The organism is Caulobacter sp. ErkDOM-C (assembly GCF_048541825.1).
Lineage (GTDB): Bacteria > Pseudomonadota > Alphaproteobacteria > Caulobacterales > Caulobacteraceae > Caulobacter.
Genome location: NZ_CP183332.1, coordinates 379,032 through 393,991, shown reverse-complemented (window position 1 = coordinate 393,991; position 14,960 = coordinate 379,032). Strand labels below are relative to the sequence as shown.

The following is a 14,960-nucleotide window of genomic DNA, read 5'->3' as shown; positions in this document are numbered from 1 at the left end:
GCCGCCGCACGCAAAAGGACCGCGACGCCATGAAATGGGATGATCTCGCCGCCCAGCCCTGCTCGGTCTCGCGATCCCTGGCCGTGATCGGCGACCGCTGGACCCTGATGATCCTGCGCGACTGTTTCCTGGGCGTGCGGCGGTTCGAGGCCTTCCAGGCGCGCCTGGGCATCTCGCGCAGCATCGTCACCGATCGCCTGCGGGTACTGGTCGAGGAAGGCGTGCTACGCCGCGAGGCCTATCAGGCCAATCCGCCCCGCCACGACTACCGGCTGACCGCCAAGGGGATGGACCTGCACCCCGTGATCATGGCCGTCGCCCACTTCGGCGACACCCACTATGCCGGCCCCGAGGGCCCGCCCCTGCTGCGCCGGCACAAGGGCTGCGGCTGCGACTTCCATCCGGTTCAGGCCTGCTCGGCCTGCGGGGAGGTGGTCACGGCGCGCGAGGTCGAGACCCGCGCGGCGCCTGGCTTCGACGCGGGCTGAGCCCGGACGAGAAAAACCCCGCGCCGGTCCCGACGCGGGGTTTTCTGAACGCCGAGGGGCTGGCCCCTGATCTAGGGCGCTTCGGCCGGCTTGGCCGCCGGCGCAGGCGCCGGCTTGGGCGCCGGCTCGGGCCGCCTGAAGGCCGAAGCGTCGGGGTTCTGGACGATAGCGATCTGGTGGATCACGAAGGCGCCGCCCGGCTTGTCTTCGATGTCCAGGCGGATCTGGTTGATGATCGACTGGCTCCAGTCGCCGCCGCCGATGACCAGCTGGCTCATATTGTAGACCATTGTGGTGGTCTCGCTCAGCGCCGGATTGCCGCCGATCACCGGCTTGCCGAAGTACTGGCCGCTCTCGGGGTGGCCGGGAGTCGAATAGTAGAGCGCGCCGTTCCAGGCCTCGCCGGCCGCCGTCCGGGTCAGACGCACCAGCACCAGCTGATAGTCGGCGCCGTCGATGGCCAGACCCTTGGGCGAGCGCAGGGTGGGATCGGCGACCGTCATGGACAGGCCGTCGGCCGTCGGCGCGATCTTGCTGCCCACGGCGGCGAAACCGTCGGCGGAGTCGCGGAAAGTCCACAGTCTGGCGGTCCGCAGCGGCGCGCCGTTCATTTCGAAGACCGCCGCACTGGCGTTCCAGCTGATCGGCCCGGCGCGTTCGGTCTGGGCGGCCTTTGCGGCGGCCCTGGAGTCGGCGGCCTGCTTCTCGGACTTGTCGCAAGCCGAGAGGGTCGTCGCGGCCAGAAGGATCAGGGCGACCGTGGGGATCAGGTTTCGCAAGGGTTCTCTCCGGAACTGCCAGCAGCATCAGGCTCGATCATGAACCGTCAAGGGCGGCGCTTAGAGCACGAGGACGGAAACGTAAATCGGCGACGTCTCGAAAGATCCGCCAACGGCCCGGGGCGCCCGCTTGAGCGCAAAAACCCCGCGCCGTTGCCGACGCGGGGTTTTCGAAACGCAGACCGATCAGGCCGATATCAGTTGATCTTTTCGACCTGATTGTATTCCAGCTCGACCGGGGTCGCGCGGCCGAAGATCGAGACGGTAACGCGAAGGCGCGAGCGCTCTTCGTCGACCTGCTCGACCGAGCCATTGAAACTGGCGAACGGGCCGTCGGTGACGCGGACGTTCTCGCCGATCTCGAACATGACGACCGTCTTGGGACGCTCGACGCCCTCTTCGATCGCGCCGACGATGCGCTGAACTTCCTTTTCCGACACCGGCTGCGGCTTGGACGCGCTGCCCAGGAAGCCGGTGACCTTCGGGGTGTTCTTGATCAGGTGATAGGCTTCGTCCGAGAGGTTCATCTTCACCAGCACATAGCCGGGGAAGAACTTGCGCTCGGCATTGACCTTGCGGCCGCGACGGATCTCGATGACGTCCTCGGTCGGAACCAGGATTTCGGAGAAGCTGTCTTCAAGCCCCTGGCTGCGGGCCTGTTCGCGGATGCTCTCGGCCACCTTCTTCTCGAAGTTCGAGTAGGCGTGAACGATGTACCACTTGTGGTTCGGGTTGGACGCGGTTTCGGTGCTCATGGTCTCTTATCCCGCGGCGAACGACAGGAGCGCCTTGGCTCCAAGGCCCAGCAGCCCATCGACCGCCGAGAAGAAGATAGCCGCCAGAACCACCATCATGAAGACCATCACCGAGGTGATCCAGGTCTCCTTGCGAGTGGTCCAGGTGATCTTGCGGGCTTCGGCGCGCACTTCACGGAAGAACTGCACGGGATTCGTGCGCTTCTTCTTCGGCGCCGCCGCCGCAGCGGGGGCGCCGCCGGCGGGCGCGAGCGCTGCCGCCGTACGGGCGGCGCGGCTCTTGATCGCGGACGGGCTCGAACCCGGTTTCCTGGCCATGCTCTTGAGGCTCACGACTTTCAAATACGACAGGGCCGGGAGCCGGACCTATCGAAAACATAAAATGGCAGGAGTGGGGGGACTCGAACCCACGACTTTCGGTTTTGGAGACCGACGCTCTACCAGCTGAGCTACACTCCTGCAGACCATGGCCCCTTTCGGGTCCCGGTCTCTGGAAATGGATAACCCGCCGCAAGCCTTCAAGGGCCGTCGGCGCGCTGGGTCCAATCGCCAGAGCCGCGCCATTTAGCAGGGTCGTCTCCGCCGGGCAAGCGGCCGCAAGCCGTCTGCTTGGCGTTGGCGCCGATGAAAGTCCGCAAGAGGGGGTAGAACCTCTCTAAACAGGGCCTGACCAAAGGCCAGGGGCGGGATGACGGGGCGTTGGCGCGAGACGGATCTAACGCGTTCGCTCGCGCGTTGAGCCGATATGACCCAGTCCGCCAGAGCCCAAGACGCACCGGCGCCGCCCGCGAAATCGGAGCGCGCCTCGAAATCCTTCCGTCGAGAACGAGAATCTTCAGCCGCCCTTAAGCGACGGCAAGCCGCCGCGTCCGGCGACCGAGCCGCACGGCAGCGAAGACAGCACGCAGTCTCCCAAGACCCGCACGGATCCAGGATCGGGCGAAAGCTGAAACCGTCGGGCGGTCGCTGACGCGCCGCCCGTCCCGGCCTGAGTGTCCGGAGCATTCTCCGATCCAACTGGATCGGTGAAACGCCCCAGTTGCTTATTTTAACGCATTTTCTGATGACGAACCGGCGTCCACTTCGTCGGAAAATGCTCTAACCCGCCTTCTTGTCGGCCTATTCGGTCGACGCCACGGGCGCTGCGCACTGAATGCCCAGATAGGACCACTTCACGTCCGTCAGTTGGCGGCCGCATTCGGTGTTCTTGCCCAGGTCCTTGCCCTGTAGCGAGATCGCCACGCCCTTTGAAGGATCCGGCGCCGGGCTGGCGGAGCTGATATCATAATATCCGCCCGCGCGACCGCGAACCACAAGACACGACGTGGTCTCGACCGGCCGCACGCAGCCGGACGCCGTGACAGACTTGGCTTCCAAGATAACTTGTTGGGCCTGCGCGACTTTCGTCTTCGCGCCGCCATCACCACAACCGGCCAAACCAAACGCTAACAGACTGGCCGCCGCGGCGGCCCTCACGAACCTTACCCGCATACGTTCCTCCGTATCGTTGGCTCCGCGAACGAAGCAAAACGAAGTCTGCGCCCCCTTTGGGTGGTCGGCAATCACATTTTTGACGCATTTTGAAAAAGCGCTGCGTCGCATTTTGACGACTTTGCGAAAGATTTTCCCGCGCCGTCATCAGAGGAGCTGAGTTGACTTCCTTGCCCGGCTCCTCAAATGAAACCAGCGTCGCCCCAGGGCCGTGGCGACGAGACTGGATTTACCTTTTCGCGCAGCTGCGCTCAGGACCGAAACATTGACGATCACGGCCGCCCCCACTCCCACCGCCCCTGCCCCCGCCGCCCCGGTCAAGGAAGCCGCCCAGTCCGTGGAAACCGTGCTGTGGGTGAAGCACTGGACCGACCGCCTGTTCAGCTTCGCCATCACCCGGCCGGCCAGCTTCCGCTTCCGCTCCGGCGAGTTCGTGATGATCGGCCTGCCGCCGCGCGAAGATCTGGGCGAGAAGAAGCCGATCCTGCGCGCCTATTCGATCGCCTCGCCCAGCTTCGCCGAGGAGCTGGAATTCTTCTCGATCAAGGTTCCCGACGGCCCCCTGACCTCACGCCTGCAGCAGATCCAGCCCGGCGATCAGGTGCTGCTGGGCAAGAAGCCGACCGGCACCCTGGTTTTGGACGCCGTTCGTCCCGGCAAGCGCCTGTTCCTGTTTGGCACCGGCACCGGCCTGGCGCCCTGGCTGGCGGTGGCCCGCGATCCCGACGCCTACAGCCGCTTCGAGACGGTGATCGTCGCCCACGGCGTGCGCGAAGTGCAGGAACTGGCCTATCGCGACTTCTTCACCTCGGAGATCTTCGAGGACCCGCTGGTCGGCGACGAGGCCAGGGCTCAGCTGGTCTATTATCCCACCGTCACCCGCGAGCCGTTCGAGCGCCAGGGCCGCTTCACTGACCTGATCGAGAGCGGCCAGCTGTTCCGCGAACTGGGCCTGGATACCGACCGGTTCGATCCTGAAAATGACCGCGCCATGCTGTGCGGCTCGATGGCCATGATCAAGGACACCGCCGCCCTGCTCGAGGCCCACGGCCTGAAGGAAGGCTCCAACGCCGAGCCGGGCGACTTCGTCATCGAGCGGGCCTTCGTCGGCTAGGGCATGACCCAGGCGCCGCTCAAGAACCTCACCGTCCAGGAGGCCCGCGCCCGCATGCTGGCCGACGCCATGCCGCTGGGCGTGGAGACCGTCGCGATCGGCGAAGCTCTGGGCCGGGTGCTGGCCCAGTCCATCGACGCGACCCGCGACCAGCCCCCCTTCGCCGCCTCGGCCATGGACGGCTGGGCTATCCGCCGCGCCGACCTGGCGCCGGACGCCGTCTTTCGCGTCGCCGGGGAGAGCGCTGCAGGCAAGGCCTTTTCAGGCGCCGTGATCCAGGGCGAGGCGGTGCGCATCTTCACCGGCGCGCCCGTTCCGGCCGGGGCTGATCTGGTGGTCATCCAGGAAGAGGCCCGGCGCGACGGCGACACCGTGCGCTTTGCTCCCGACGACGATCCCCGCTCCAATATCCGACCGGCCGGCGGCGATTTCCGATCCGGCGACCGCCTGCTGGAGGCCGGCGTCCGCCTCGATCCGTGGCGGATGTCCCTGGTCGCGGCAGCGGGCCGGGCCACGCTGGAGGTCGCCCGCCGGCCGCGTGTCGCCATCCTGGCCACCGGCGACGAACTGGTCCAGCCGGGCGGCGACCCCGCCCCCGACCAGATCTTCGAGTCGGGCTCCATCGCCCTGGCCGCCCTGGTCGAGACCTGGGGCGGATCGGCCACGCGCCTGACCGCCGCGGCCGACAATGCCGAGGCCATCGCCGCCTCGGTGGCCGGCATCGAGGCCGACCTGATCGTCACCGTCGGCGGCGCCTCGGTCGGCGACCACGATCTGGTCAAGCCGGCCATGGACCGGCTGGGCCTGGCCCTGCGGGTCGAGACCATCGCCATCCGTCCGGGCAAACCCACCTGGTTCGGAACCCTGGCCGATGGCCGACGCGTGCTGGGCCTGCCCGGCAATCCGGCCTCGGCCCTGGTCTGCGCCGAGCTTTTTCTGCGTCCACTGCTGGCCGCCCTGACCGGGCGCGACCCCGCTCCGGCCCTGATCCCGGCGCATCTGGCCGCGCCTCTGGGCGCCAACGGACCCCGCGAACACTGGATGCGGGCCAGCCTGTCGATCGATCCTCAGGGGCGAGCGATCGTCTCGGCATTCCCCGATCAGGATTCCTCGCTGGTCGGCGTCTTCTCCAGGGCCGATGCTCTGGTCCGGCGACCGGTCGACGCGGCCGCCGCGTCTGCTGGCGACATCGTCGAGGTTCTGCCGCTCGCACGAGCTTGAGAAAGCGTGGGGTGACGGGGAGGACGGCGGCGAGCAGGCATGCTAAGCCCGGACGACTCCGGGTCTCGGCTGGGCGGTTGAAGTAGAGGTTTCGTCTATGGGTCGTGCGGGAAAGATCGCAGCGCACACGCTGCTAGCCTTCCTGGCCTTCCTGGCTGGCAGGGTCTTGGCCGGCGTCACGACGATCGACATGCACGTCTTGCCCCAGGCCGCTCTGTTCGCCGTCTCGGCGCTGCTGGTCGAACTGGTGCTTCGCGTCGAGCGGGTGCCATGGCGCTTCGTGGCGGCCAGCGACATCCTGCGTCTGGCCCGTTCGGCCTTCGTCACCTGTCTGGTTTTCGCCGCCCTGCTCTGGCTGGTCACCGCCCGGTTTGAGGGCCTTCGCGCCCTGATCGGCGCGTTCGTGATCCAGGTCTTCCTGCTGGCCAGCCTGCGGGTCGTGCGTCGCGGCCTGCATGAGCGCGTGCTGTTCGAATCGGTTCTGGGCCTGCGCACGGCCGCCGCCCACCCCGCCCAGCCCCGCCTGCTGATCATCGGCGCCGCCGCCGAGGCCGAAGAGTTCCTGCGGGCTCCGACCGGCCTTGGCGAACGCTACACCCCGGTCGGCGTGGTCTCGCCGCTCGACCGGGAAACCGGCGACGAACTGCGCGGCGTCTGCGTGCTGGGCTCGATCGCGGCCTTCGACTCGGTGCTGGCGCAACTGCGCGAGGGCGGCCTGGCCCCGGCGGCCATCCTGTTTCTGGCCGACAGCCCGATGAGCGCTTTCGGCTCCGAGCGCCTGGGACGGTTGAAGAGCGAGGGCATGCGCCTGCTGCGCCGCCATGGCGTGGTCGAGATGGGCCACACCGCCACCGCCCTGCGCGAAATCAGCCTCGAGGAACTGCTCAGCCGTCCGCCCGTGTGTCTGGATCCCGAGCCCGTCCGCACCCTGGTGGCCGGCCGCCGGGTTCTCGTCACCGGGGCCGGCGGCAGCATCGGCTCCGAGCTGTGCCGCCAGATCGCCGCCAGCGGCTGCGCCCAGCTGACCCTGCTGGATGTCTCCGAGGCCAACCTCTTCCATATCGACCGCGAGCTGGGCGAGGCCTGGCCCACCCTGTCGCGTCGCGAGATCCTCTGCGACGTCCGCGACGCCGCCCGGCTGGACCGCGTGTTCGCGGCCGAACGCCCTGAGATCGTCTTCCATGCGGCGGCCCTCAAGCACGTCACCATGGTCGAGAACCATCCCTGCGAAGGCGCCCGCACCAATGTGCTGGGCACCCGCAATGTCGCCATGGCCGCCAAGGCCTTCGGGGCGGCGCACATGGCGCTGATCTCGACCGACAAGGCCGTGGCCCCGACCAGCGTCATGGGCGCGACCAAGCGCGTCGCCGAGGCCCTGGCCCGCCAGTATGGCTCCAGCCACGAGACCCGGGTCAGCATCGTGCGGTTCGGCAACGTGCTGGGCTCGGCCGGTTCGGTGGTGCCGCTGTTCCAGCACCAGATCGCCCGAGGCGGCCCGATCACCCTGACCGACGCCGAGGTCGAACGCTTCTTCATGACCATCCCCGAGGCGGTGCAACTGGTGCTGCGCGCCGTGGCGCTGTCGACCACATCGCCCGAGCCGCCGGCCGGCGTGCTGACCCTGGAGATGGGCGAGCCGGTCAAGATCATCGACCTGGCCCGCCGCATGATCGAACTGCAGGGCCTGGTCCCCGACCGCGACATCGAGATCCGCATCACCGGCCTTCGCCCCGGCGAAAAGCTCACCGAGGTGCTGGTCGACGTCAACGAGGCCGCCAGGCCCAAGGCGCCGGGCGTGATCGAGGCCGCGCCGCTGACGCCGTGCCCGATCATCGACGCTGACCTGCTGGCCCTGCTGGAAAGCACCGCCATGGCGGGTGACGAATTTGGCGTCCGCACCCAGCTGTTTGCCATGGTCGACCGCATTCGCGGGACCGAACTGGCCGTGGCGACCATGGCCCGCAGCCGGGCTTAGGGTTCAGCCTGGACGGCGATGCAGACGCCGGCGCTAGCCTGAAGCGGACTCTTCGAAGGGCGGATAGGGATGGATTGCGGGCATCACTACCCTTCTCCCCTTGCGGGAGAAGGTGTCAGCGAAGCTGACGGATGAGGGGTTGAAAACCTTATCGGAAAGGCCCGCGCGACCCCTCACCCGACCCGCTTCGCGGGCCACCCTCTCCCGCAAGGGGAGAGGGCAAGGTCCGCAATGGGTCGAGAGCACGCTTTGCCTTGCCTCCCGCAAGCGGACGCCCCGCGTCCCGCTCATCCTTAAATCTCCTGGAGGCTGCAGCGTGCCGGTCTATCCAGCGATCGTCTCGCCGTGAGATTTAAGGATGGCTCCCTTCGGCGCGAAGGAGGGCGGCGGGACGCCTGATCGAACCCTTCTCCCTCTGGGAGAGGATTGGGGAATGGGGATTGGCCGCGCTGTTTCCCCGTACTTTCCGCAACAAACCCCAGCCCAATCAACGCCCTGTAAAATAGTTGATCGCGCCAATCCTCGGCGCGCAAACCCACTGCATAATCAGAGCTGTCCCTGTCGCAGGGGGAGGCGCCTGGATCCGGCACAAAGCGGCGATGGAGCTGGAGCTGAGCGGGGCCGCGCGGCGAGGACGAAGGTGGTCTGTTCGTTGGATAGATCCGGGACCACCGGAAGGCTCGTCGGAGGGACAGCGTGGAGCAACAGGGCGAGGGGTCGTAAACCCGCCTATCGCGCATCTTCGGGGGTCGAGACGGTTCGCCGATTGCGCGCGTGACAGCCGAAGGCGTCTGTCACGCGCATCTGGCATTTGACCTCTTGGGTTCGCCAAAAGGTCGGGGGTGCGCGCCCGTACGGGGGCTCTTGGGTATCAGAGCTGAAAGACGCTCGCTTGGCCCAATCCTCACGCAAGAACAGCTTCTGCGAAGCGGACAGGTCGAGCCGAAACGCACAAAACACATCACGGTCATCCGGGGTCGCCCCGGCCGCTTCGCGCCTCCCCACCTAGCTCAGCGAGTGATCGCGTGAGGCTACGAGCCCGTGTCCGCCAGACTTGCCCCCTAAGGGCCTCGTAGCGGTCAGGAGGGGGCCACTGTCACCGGTACCGCATCTTCGCCAGCGCCGTGACCAGCTCGCTGGCCAGGTCCATCGGCTTGAGCCCGGCCTTCCACTTCTCGAAGGCCATGACGTTGTCGATGCGGGCGTCCAGGTGCGCCAGGGCCGACTCGCGGCCCGAGGCCATGTCGACGGCCATCGTCGAGACCAGGATGCCCGAAAGAATCGCCCGCTTGGAATAGTGGTTCTCGTCGGTGGCCGTATCGCCCGCCCAGCGCCACAGGATATCGCTGCTTTCCCAGGTCAGGCGCAGGGCCAGGGCCAGGTTGGTCGGGAAGGCCAGGAAGGCGGCCAGGGCCCGCATGACCTCGGCGTCGGCGGCCACGGCGTCGAGACGGGCCACGACGCCGGCGCGGATCTTCTCGCGAATCTTCATCGCGTTGGGGTCGTAGATGGTCAGGGTCTCGAGCGCCGCCGCATCATGGCGTCGCGACAGCAGGGCCGCCAGGTCCCGGGCCCCTTCGGGCAGCAGCAATTGCGTCTCACCTGGCGACAGGCCCGCAGCCTGGGCCGCGCGCTCGGTCAGCCGGGCGTTCCAGCCGGCGCTCGGCGCCAGGCGCACGGCCTCGTCCAGCACCCGCTGTTCGGCCTCGTCGGCCCAACTTCTTTCCGTCTGGTTTCCGTCTTGGGCTGCCTTGCTCATGAATCCGAGTCTACACCGTGGTTTAGGCCGCGTCGCGCATGGACAGGTCCCATTCACTCTGCTATCAGCCGCCCCTCGTTTCCCGGAAGCCCCTCTTCCGGATTTATCAGGTTTTGTTCGCCCGCCCGGCCCCTGAGAGGGACTCGGGACATTGGTCGGGCCGTCGAATGGAGAGAGACCCCTGGTCCAGATTTTCGTCCGCGACAACAACGTCGATCAGGCCCTCAAGGCCCTGAAGAAGAAGATGCAGCGCGAAGGCTCGTTCCGCGAAATGAAGCGGCACGTGCACTATGAGAAGCCGTCGGAAAAGCGCGCCCGTCAAAAGGCCGAAGCGGTTCGCCGCGCCCGCAAGCTGGCCCGCAAGCGCGCCCAGCGCGAAGGCCTGATCCCGATGCCGAAGAAGCCGGTCGGCGCGCGGTAGGCTCTAGCCTCACCGTCGAAGACTATCGAAAGCCGCGCGGCGATCCGCGCGGCTTTCGTCATTTTTGGGCTCCTGTCAGCCGCCCTCGCCCGGGGCTGGCTACGAAGGCCACGGCCTTGACGATGCGGTCGGCGAAGTCGCGGCCCAGCAGCCGGGTATGGGTGGCGGCTTCGACATGGTCGACCAGACCGTGGCGCGAGGCGTTCGCCGGCGCCGCCTGGATCGCCTTCCACGCCTCGCGGCCCTTCAGGGGGCCGGCGGTGACCACGGCCACCGGCCAGGCGGGATCATAGGGCGGCTGCAGGGCGGCCTGATCCGAGGCCTGGGCCCACAGCGCCACCTCGTCGGCCGAGGTGCGGTTATGGCGGCCACTGGCGAAGGCCCAGCGTTTCTCCGCCCCGGCCGCCTTGGGCAGCCCGATCTTGTCGCCCATCCCGGTATGGACCAGCGGCTTGTAGAGCCCGATCGACGCGCCCCGCGCCGCCCAGCGCGAGGCGATGGCGAAGGCCTTGATGAAGCCGCTCATGCGGGGGTTTTGGGCCGCCTCCGGCGTCGCCGCGTCGACCAGGACCAGTCCCGCGATCTTGCCGGGGTTCTGGCCCGCATACTGGCGCAGCCGCAGACCCGCCATCGAATGGCCGACCAGAATATAGGGTCCTGGCTCGCCCGAGGCGGCGACCAGCTTTTCAAAGTCGGCGACGATGGCCAGGCCGTCGCGGGGCGCGGGTCCCGGCGGCGAATAGCCCATGCCGGCCCGGTCATAGGCGCAGGAACGCCAGCCGGCGGCTGTCAGGGCCTCTTGGGTCGCGCCCCAGTCGGCGGCGAAGCCAAAGGCGCCGGCCTCCAGCCAGACCACCGGACGGGCGCTGCTGGGACCCTCGCAGACCAGCCGCAGGCTGCGGCCCGCCTCGATCTGCACGATCTCGCCGCGAGGGCGCGACGCACCGGAGGCGCTCATCACGCCACCCAGGGCGATATAGGAGACCAAAAAGACAACGACACCGGCGAAACCGCGAACAAGGACCTTAAGCATGGGCCCCACCTTACCGCTCGATCGTGACGCGTCGAGCGTCGTCTCTCAGCTATCGGCGACGGAAATGCGGGTGCGGACACGGCCGCCCTTGGCCTTGGCCAGCTTCACACTCTCTGGCCAGTTGGACACCTGGGCCATACGCACCTTGCGGGAGACCCGGGCGGCGGCGCGCAGCGGCAGGTCGTCGGCCTCTGCGAAGGTCTGTCCGAGGAAGAAGGAGGGATTGAGCGGCTTGCCCTTGCGGCGCAACTCAAAATGCAGGTGCGCGCCTGTCGAGCGGCCACTGCTGCCGACATAGGCGATCGTCTGGCCGCGCCGTGCGTACATCCCGGGCTTAACGCCCCGCGCTGTGGCGCCCAGATGGGCATACATCGTGCGGAAGCCGTCCTTGTGGGCCAACTCCACGAAACGGCCATACGAGCCGCTGGCGCCCACTCGGACGACCACCCCATCGGTAGCGGCCCTGATCGGTGAACCGGTCGGTGCGGCGATGTCCACGCCCTCATGCAGGCGGCCATTTTCTTCCCACGGCAACTGGCGAAGGCCGAACGGCGAATTGACCACGCGGCCCGGCAAAGGCGTGTCGAACACGAAGGCCGGCGGCGGCGGAGGCGGAGCCTCGACGGGTGGCGCCTCTATCACGGGCGTGGGCGCCAGCTCGGGCTCGCCGGCGAAGGCCCGCAGGGCCGAGCCCGCGTTGAGCGCGCATACCGTCGCGAGCGTGCCTGCCAGGGCGAGGAAGGCGGCGCGGGAATAGGCAGGTCGGGCAGCGAGGGTCTGTGACGTCAAGAATCCGCTTCCTCAAAGACGAGCGGTCGGGCTGAGAGACCGTGCGAAGGCGCTCTTGGTCCCACAATGACCTTTCGTGATCATGAATCGACGGGCTAGATGCCGGCACTATTGGGCGAAAGCTGGGCGCAGCTTAACCATTTGCCTACCTTTAGGCCATTTGTCGCCGGCGATGCGCGCGTGTACTACAGCGTATCAAGTCTTGAATGGATTGCTGACAGAAATATTTGTTCAGCTTCATCAAGAGCACTCTGGGCGATGATCAGGAAAAGGCGTTGCGTTGCGCGCGGGCCCCACTTGGCGATGCTTGGCGATCGCCGACCCCATCAGCCCCCATGACCCCGAAAACAGGGCCCAGCGGCCTGAACGGCATTTTGGTCAAGGCGACGATCACGCGCGCCGATCCGGTCTTGCCCCGAAAAGGTGCGACACCCTGTCGCGACACCAAAACGCCAGAAAGGGCAGCGGCCCGTCGCATCTGTCGTTACGGCGACTTCACTGAACATTACTGAATTTTTATTCCATTAAACGCGCGTAACTCTTTAAATTAAACGTCATGACTGAGACGTAACGGGACTAAACGAACACTCGAAAGTACACCTCTGGACATGGGGCGCAGCAAAGCGCCGGACACAAACCAACACCGAGGGATTACTTCAAATGCGCAAGTTCATCATGAGCCTGACCACTGTCGCCAGCATCAGCCTGGCCGCCATTCCGGTTCTGGGCCTGGCCCAGGCCGCCACCGCCGGCGAACTGCAAGCTCGCATCGCCGTCAGCGACCTGAACCTGTCCAGCCCCGCCCAGGCCGCAGCCTTCCAGGCTCGCGTCGAAAACGCCGCCGATACCCTTTGCAGCGCCAAGGCCCGCGACAATTCTCTGAACATGTCGTTCAATGATTGCCAGGTGTCGGTCCAACGCGAAGTCCGCCGCCAGCTGTCGAACGGTCAGCGCAAGGCCCTGCAGGTCGCCGCCCGCGCCAAGTCGGTCGAGATGGCCGCCCGGTGAGTTCAGGCCAGGCGACCCCCCGAAACGACAAAGGCCTCAGGATCACCTGAGGCCTTTGCTTTATCCGGAACCGGCAGAGGGGGAGGATCAGAGCCCCTTCACGATCCCTTCGACCATCTTCTTGGCGTCGCCGAACAACATCATGGTGTTGTCGCGGAAGAAGAGCTCGTTCTCGACCCCGGCATAGCCCGAGGCCATCCCGCGCTTGATGAACAGCACAGTACGGGCCTTTTCGACGTCGAGGATCGGCATGCCGTAGATGGCGCTGGTCGGGTCGGTCTTGGCGGCCGGATTGGTGACGTCATTGGCGCCGATCACGAAGGCCACGTCGGCCGTCGAGAACTCGCTGTTGATGTCTTCCAGCTCGAACACCTCGTCATAGGGGACGTTGGCTTCGGCCAGCAGCACGTTCATGTGGCCCGGCATGCGGCCGGCGACGGGGTGGATGGCATATTTCACCTCGACGCCCTCCTCCTTCAGCTTGTCGCACATCTCGCGAAGGATGTGCTGGGCCTGGGAGACGGCCATGCCGTAGCCGGGGACGATGATCACCTTGCTGGCGTTCTTCATGATGAAGGCCGCGTCTTCGGCAGACCCTTGCTTGACCGGGCGGCTCTCGACCTGGCCGCCAGGACCCGCCACGGCGTCAGCGGCGCCGAAGCCGCCGAGGATCACCGAGACAAACGAGCGGTTCATCGCCTTGCACATGATGTAGGACAGGATAGCCCCCGACGAACCCACCAGCGCGCCGGTGATGATCAGGGTGGTGTTTTCCAGCGTGAAGCCCAGCGCCGCCGCTGCCCAGCCGGAATAGCTGTTGAGCATCGAGACCACGACCGGCATGTCGGCGCCGCCGATCGGGATGATCAGGGTGACGCCGATGATCAGGGCCAGGGCGAAGATGCCCCAGAATGCCCAGATGGCCGCGCCGCCGGAGATCACCAGCACCACGATCAGGGCGACGATGCCCAGGCCCAGGGCGATGTTCAGCATGTGACGCGCCGGCAGCATGATCGGCGCGCCGCCCATATTGCCGTTCAGCTTGGCGAAGGCGATGACCGAGCCGGTGAAGGTGATGGCGCCGATGGCCAGACCCAAGGAGAGCTCGATCAGGCTGTTGACGTGGATGTGGCCATCCTCGCCGACGATGCCATAGGCGGCCGGGGTATAGATGGCGGCCACGGCGACCAGACAGGCGGCCATGCCGACCAGCGAGTGGAAGGCGGCGACCAGCTGCGGCATCGAGGTCATCGGCACCTTGCGGGCGATGACCGCGCCGACGCCGCCGCCGACGGCGACGCCGCCGAGGATCAGGCCGAGGGTGATCATGTCCAGCGCGCCCTGGCTCCACAGGGTGGCCAGGGTGGTGCCGACCGCGATGGCCATGCCGATCATGCCGTTGCGGTTACCCGCCTGGCTGGTGGTCGGGCTGGAGAGGCCGCGCAGGGCCAGGATGAACAGCACCCCCGAGACGATATAGAGGATGGCGGCGAGATTGGCGTTCATTCGGAGGTCCCCCCGGACGGCGGCGGCGCCTTGTCGGCGCGCAGATTGGCAAGCAGCAGAGCCGCGCCCATGCCGACGGCAAAGGGCGAGAGCCAGCGAAGGATGTCGGCAGCGCCGCTGGTTCCGGCCTGCAGGCCGATGGCGTTGGCGCTGAGCCCGATGGCGATCAGGACGAAGGCTGGCGCGAAGGCGGCGCCGTTGCCGGTCGCCGTCTTGCGGGGCCGCATCATCGAGACGCCGGCGGCGATGATCAGGATGACCAGCGCAGCCAGGGTCAGAGTGGCGAAGCCGCTCACTTGGCCTTGTCCTTCTTCTTGTACATGGCCAGCATCCGCTGGGTGACCAGGAAGCCCCCGAAGATATTGACCGCCGCAAAGGCTGCGGCGATCGCGCCGGCCCCCTTGGAGATCCAGACCGAGCTGGTGGCGGCCTCGCCCGTACCGCCATGGGCGGCGGCGGCGAGCAAGGCCCCGACGATGATCACGGACGAGATGGCGTTGGTCACGGCCATCAACGGCGTGTGCAGGGCGGGTGTCACGCTCCACACGACATAATAGCCCACGAAGATGGCGAGCACGAAGATCGCCAGACGGAACACGGTGGGGTCGACGGCTTCCATGG

16 protein-coding genes and 1 tRNA gene are annotated in these 14,960 nt (G+C 66.9%); 6 read left to right on the top strand and 11 right to left on the bottom strand.

Features of this window, described 5'->3' with window-relative positions:
* Positions 1-29 precede the first annotated feature (29 nt).
* Positions 30-488: a winged helix-turn-helix transcriptional regulator gene (locus ACN2C8_RS01915; protein ID WP_419254117.1), complete on the top strand. Its 459-nt coding sequence runs from the start codon at positions 30-32 to the stop codon at positions 486-488.
* 71 nt (positions 489-559) lie between these two features.
* On the opposite strand, the gene ACN2C8_RS01910 is transcribed toward ACN2C8_RS01915, so the two are convergent.
* The 5 genes from ACN2C8_RS01910 to ACN2C8_RS01890 all read right to left on the bottom strand — a co-directional run bounded on the left by ACN2C8_RS01910 (position 560) and on the right by ACN2C8_RS01890 (position 3,513).
* Positions 560-1,267 (bottom strand): hypothetical protein, encoded by a 708-nt coding sequence (locus ACN2C8_RS01910; RefSeq protein ID WP_419254116.1) that lies wholly within the window; start codon positions 1,265-1,267, stop codon positions 560-562.
* A gap of 197 nt (positions 1,268-1,464) precedes the next feature.
* Entirely contained in the window at positions 1,465-2,022 is a 558-nt protein-coding gene (gene nusG / locus ACN2C8_RS01905) for a transcription termination/antitermination protein NusG (protein WP_419254115.1), read from the bottom strand.
* Positions 2,023-2,028: 6 nt separating this feature from the next.
* Complete coding sequence (gene secE, locus ACN2C8_RS01900; protein WP_419254114.1) at positions 2,029-2,340, bottom strand: preprotein translocase subunit SecE; 312 nt, start codon at positions 2,338-2,340, stop codon at positions 2,029-2,031.
* A gap of 65 nt (positions 2,341-2,405) precedes the next feature.
* Positions 2,406-2,481, bottom strand: a tRNA-Trp gene (locus tag ACN2C8_RS01895).
* Between the two features lie 660 nt (positions 2,482-3,141).
* Positions 3,142-3,513: a hypothetical protein gene (locus tag ACN2C8_RS01890; RefSeq protein WP_419255785.1), complete on the bottom strand. Its 372-nt coding sequence runs from the start codon at positions 3,511-3,513 to the stop codon at positions 3,142-3,144.
* Between the two features lie 265 nt (positions 3,514-3,778).
* On the opposite strand from ACN2C8_RS01890, the gene ACN2C8_RS01885 reads away from it, so the two are divergent.
* The 3 genes from ACN2C8_RS01885 to ACN2C8_RS01875 all read left to right on the top strand — a co-directional run bounded on the left by ACN2C8_RS01885 (position 3,779) and on the right by ACN2C8_RS01875 (position 7,823).
* The gene (locus ACN2C8_RS01885; RefSeq protein WP_419254113.1) at positions 3,779-4,627 is read left to right on the top strand and encodes a ferredoxin--NADP reductase; all 849 of its coding nucleotides are present in this window, start codon (positions 3,779-3,781) and stop codon (positions 4,625-4,627) included.
* Between the two features lie 3 nt (positions 4,628-4,630).
* Entirely contained in the window at positions 4,631-5,848 is a 1,218-nt protein-coding gene (gene glp / locus ACN2C8_RS01880) for a gephyrin-like molybdotransferase Glp (RefSeq protein ID WP_419254112.1), read from the top strand.
* Positions 5,849-5,945: 97 nt separating this feature from the next.
* On the top strand, positions 5,946-7,823 hold the full coding sequence (locus tag ACN2C8_RS01875; RefSeq protein ID WP_419254111.1) for a polysaccharide biosynthesis protein: 1,878 nt from the start codon (positions 5,946-5,948) through the stop codon (positions 7,821-7,823).
* Between the two features lie 1,096 nt (positions 7,824-8,919).
* Here ACN2C8_RS01875 and ACN2C8_RS01870 read toward each other — a convergent pair.
* Positions 8,920-9,582, bottom strand: a complete 663-nt coding sequence (locus ACN2C8_RS01870) for a COQ9 family protein (RefSeq protein WP_419254110.1) — start codon at positions 9,580-9,582, stop codon at positions 8,920-8,922.
* A 181-nt stretch (positions 9,583-9,763) separates the two neighbouring features.
* Between ACN2C8_RS01870 and rpsU the strand changes: the two genes are divergently transcribed.
* Positions 9,764-10,003: a 30S ribosomal protein S21 gene (gene rpsU / locus ACN2C8_RS01865; RefSeq protein ID WP_085953736.1), complete on the top strand. Its 240-nt coding sequence runs from the start codon at positions 9,764-9,766 to the stop codon at positions 10,001-10,003.
* A gap of 58 nt (positions 10,004-10,061) precedes the next feature.
* Here the strand turns inward: rpsU and ACN2C8_RS01860 are convergent, their stop codons facing one another.
* Positions 10,062-11,036: an alpha/beta fold hydrolase gene (locus ACN2C8_RS01860; RefSeq protein WP_419254109.1), complete on the bottom strand. Its 975-nt coding sequence runs from the start codon at positions 11,034-11,036 to the stop codon at positions 10,062-10,064.
* A 45-nt stretch (positions 11,037-11,081) separates the two neighbouring features.
* Positions 11,082-11,825, bottom strand: a complete 744-nt coding sequence (locus ACN2C8_RS01855) for a M23 family metallopeptidase (protein WP_419254108.1) — start codon at positions 11,823-11,825, stop codon at positions 11,082-11,084.
* Between the two features lie 660 nt (positions 11,826-12,485).
* On the opposite strand from ACN2C8_RS01855, the gene ACN2C8_RS01850 reads away from it, so the two are divergent.
* Positions 12,486-12,833 carry a UrcA family protein gene (locus ACN2C8_RS01850; protein WP_419254107.1) on the top strand — a complete coding sequence of 116 codons (348 nt, stop codon included), beginning with the start codon at positions 12,486-12,488 and terminating at the stop codon, positions 12,831-12,833.
* An 87-nt stretch (positions 12,834-12,920) separates the two neighbouring features.
* Here ACN2C8_RS01850 and ACN2C8_RS01845 read toward each other — a convergent pair whose 3' ends face one another.
* The 3 genes from ACN2C8_RS01845 to ACN2C8_RS01835 are packed head-to-tail and all read right to left on the bottom strand — an operon-like array spanning position 12,921 to position 14,958.
* Positions 12,921-14,339, bottom strand: a complete 1,419-nt coding sequence (locus ACN2C8_RS01845) for an NAD(P)(+) transhydrogenase (Re/Si-specific) subunit beta (RefSeq protein ID WP_419254106.1) — start codon at positions 14,337-14,339, stop codon at positions 12,921-12,923.
* Complete coding sequence (locus tag ACN2C8_RS01840) at positions 14,336-14,635, bottom strand: hypothetical protein (protein ID WP_419254105.1); 300 nt, start codon at positions 14,633-14,635, stop codon at positions 14,336-14,338. Before ACN2C8_RS01840 ends, ACN2C8_RS01845 begins: the two co-directional genes overlap by 4 nt.
* A complete protein-coding gene (locus ACN2C8_RS01835; RefSeq protein ID WP_419254104.1) occupies positions 14,632-14,958 on the bottom strand; it encodes an NAD(P) transhydrogenase subunit alpha in 327 nt (108 codons plus the stop codon). Before ACN2C8_RS01835 ends, ACN2C8_RS01840 begins: the two co-directional genes overlap by 4 nt.
* Positions 14,959-14,960 lie beyond the last annotated feature (2 nt).